This window comes from Francisella sp. 19X1-34 (assembly GCF_041102755.1).
GTDB lineage: Bacteria > Pseudomonadota > Gammaproteobacteria > Francisellales > Francisellaceae > Francisella.
This window is the reverse complement of sequence record NZ_JBGCTX010000108.1, coordinates 1-3619: the sequence shown is the minus strand read 5'-3', so window position 1 is coordinate 3619 and position 3619 is coordinate 1. Positions and strand designations below refer to the sequence as shown.

Here is a 3619-nt window from a genome sequence, read left to right as displayed (position 1 = left end):
TAACTAGATATTCCTGCAATACAAGAAATAGTATTATAATCTACAAAATTATTATTAATAGCAAATGATAAAATACCCTCATGTTCAACCATCACACCTTTAGGTAGTCCCGTAGTACCTGATGTATATATAACATATGCCAAATCTATTGATCTACTTTGTGGAGGTAGATTCTCCTTATCTTCTTGATCATATACATAGCTTTGATCTTCACCTGAATCAATTGATATCAAACTAAGATCTTTAGCTATATAATCAAACTTATTCTCTAAATGACTCTGTGTGATAACTAACTTAGCTTGTGTATCTTCAAGTATATGTCTAAACCTATCTTGCGGATAGTCATGATCCATCGGTACATACGCCCCTCCAGCTTTCATAACTGCAAGTATACCTATCACCATATCAAAACTTCTTTCTAAGCATAACGGTATTAATATATCTGGAGCAAGCTCTTGATTCGTTACTTCCTTATACTGCCTACGGATGTACCTTGCTAATTGGTTTGATCTTTGGTTAAGTTTCCTATATGTAAGCCGTTTATCTTCAAATACTAATGCTACATTATTAGGATTCTGTTTAACTTGCTCCTCAAATAATTCATAAACCGTCTTATCCTTAGGGCAATCTCTATCTCTAGCATTCCATTCATATACTATCTCCTGATAATCCTTTTCTGAGAGAAGAGTGTATTCTTTAATCTTAGTTTCTGGACTTTGTATTAACCTATTTAATATCCCTTGATAACCATTGGCCATCCTTTGTACTGTATCTTTACTATACAAAGCAGTAGCATAATTAAAGCTTACTTGTAACTTACTATTACTATCATCTATAAAACATTCTAAATCAAACTTAGCTATCTTATAGTTATTATAACTATCTATTGGCTTAAATAGCTTACTTCCTTCTGATCCAAAACTCTGTAAACCAAACATAACCTGAAATATAGGATGCCTACTTTGATCTTGCTCTATATTTAACTCACTTACCAATCTCTCAAATGGTAAATCTTGATGACTTTGTGCCTCTATTAAATTAGTGTAAACTCTATTAACTAATTCTAATATATATTCATTACCATCTATCTGCTCTCTTAATGCTAATGAATTTACAAAGAAACCTATTAAATCCTGTATCTGACTATGATGTCTATTAGCTATTGGTGTCCCAATCACTATATCTTCTTGAGATGTATACTTATGCATCAACACATAAAATGCACTCAACATTAACGAATATAATGATGTATTATTCTCTCTAGCTATCAATCTTAACTTATTTGATATATTTTCATCTATCTTAAAGCTAATACTATCACCACTATAATCTATCTTTGTTGGTCTAGGATAATCAGTCGGAAGATCAAGTGTTTCGTACCCTAATAACCTATCTCTCCAATATCCTATTTGCTTCTCTAATTCACCTCCCTGTAAATATTCCCTTTGCCATACTGCAAAGTCTTTATATTGGATACTTAGTTCAGGTAATGTTAATTTAGTATTATTTGTATAATGATCATAATAAGCAGTTAATTCTTTAATAAGTATATCTATAGACCAACCATCACTTGCTATATGATGCATATTAATTAATAACTTAATATCTGTCTCTTCTTTATATAAAGATACTCTTATCGGATAATCTTTAGTTAAATCAAACGGTGTATTAATATCACTATCAATCTGTTTAGATATATCTATATCTTTATAGCCATACTCATTAATTACTAAACTATCGTTTAATACAACTTGATAATCATTACCCTCATTATCTTGCCTAAAGACATTCCTTAATACTTCATGTCTGTCAACTATTGATAATATTGATTGTTTAATAGCTTCTACATCTACACCTTCTCTCAAAGACACCAATATTGGTATATGATAGGCATTACTGCCTCCTTCATATTGCTCTATAAACCATAAACGCTCCTGGGCAAACGATAATGTATATTTATCTAAGTCAGAAATATTAAAAATAACTCTCTTCTTAAAATCATTCTTAGAAAAGATTTTATTTTTATTTAAAACATTTATTAAAAGTTCTTTATTAGTCCTTATTACTTCTCTATAAAAGTTTATATTTTCTAAATTATCTGGAAAAAAAGCCCTAATTGTAAGGTCATCCTTCCATAATAAAATATTATTTTTTTTAAAAGTGTATATAAGATTCATTTAGAATATCTCCTCGAAACCTATCTCTATATTTGAATTATTAATTATTGCTAGGTTTATTTCTGATAAGTAAGAAAGTAAGTTTGATATGTTTTTATATCTAAATATACTGGCTACACTTAGCTCTTTATCTAGTTCTTTCGAGAGTCTATGTGACAACTTAATCGCTAATATACTATTTCCACCTATCCTAAAGAAATCATCTGTAATACCAACTCTCTCTAAACCAAGTACTTCAGCAAATATAGTACACAACTTCTCCTCAAGCTCTGTAGCTGGTGCTACATAACTATCTTCATTAACAAACTCAGGGTCTGGTAATACCTTACGATCTAACTTACCATTAACTGTCAATGGCATTGAGTCAATCTTAACCAATACACTTGGCACCATATATTCTGGTAATACCTTAGATAATTGATTAAGTATTTCTTCTTGAGTTAATGACTCTACATCTGATACATAATAACCAACTAAGTACTTATTATTATTCCTATCCTTAGCTAATACACATGATTGCTTAACTCCAGCTATAGCAGATAACTGATTTTCAATCTCTCCTAATTCAATCCTATAACCTCTGATCTTAACCTGATCATCATTACGGCCTATATATTCAATATTACCATCTTCCAACCATCTAACTAAATCTCCTGTCTTATACAATCTTGTATAACCCTTAGCTATATCACTCTCTGTAGCAAATGGATTAGATACAAACCTCTCTTCAGTCAATTCAGCTCTATTCAAATAACCCCTAGCTAAACCAGCTCCTCCTATATATAACTCTCCAATCACGCCAATTGGTGTCGGCTGGCCTTGTTGGTCTAAGATATATAGTTTAATATTATCAAGTGGTTTACCTATATTAATAACATTATTATCTACTTTTCCAAAACTACTCCAAATAGTACTTTCTGTAGGACCATAACAATTAATTACTTTTTTAAAGTTCTCTTGTAATAAGTCTCTAGTATTACCTCTTAGCCTTTCTCCGCCAACTAAACAAAATATATCTTTATAACAATCTTTAGCATTATTAACTAATAAACTTAGAACACTAGGAGTTTGTTGAATCATATTAATGCTTTCTAGATGTTTCTCATTAATATTGTCTATTTGGGAAAGATATATACTTGAACCGGTTATCAATGGTAATCCATATTCTAAACCAAATATATCAAATACATATTCCGTTAAACTTAATATATTATATTTATTTAGATCTAAATAACTTATATTTCCTTGTAGGAAATATGATAAGGATCTATGCTCAACCATTACTCCTTTAGGTAACCCAGTAGTACCAGATGTATAGATAACATATGCTAAATCTGTTGAGATGCTTTGAGAAGCTAGATTCTTTTTATCCTCTTGATCATATACATAACTTTGTTCTTGATCTGGATCAATAGATATCAAACTAATATCACTAGCTATAT

Annotated in this window: 2 protein-coding genes; both read right to left on the bottom strand. The window is 30.2% G+C overall.

The window, feature by feature from the left end:
- Positions 1-2177: condensation domain-containing protein (locus AB8E56_RS11270; protein WP_329481160.1), on the bottom strand; the 2177-nt coding region annotated here is incomplete at its 3' end.
- The coding region (locus tag AB8E56_RS11265; protein WP_329481158.1) for a non-ribosomal peptide synthetase at positions 2178-3619 on the bottom strand (1442 nt) is incomplete at its 5' end.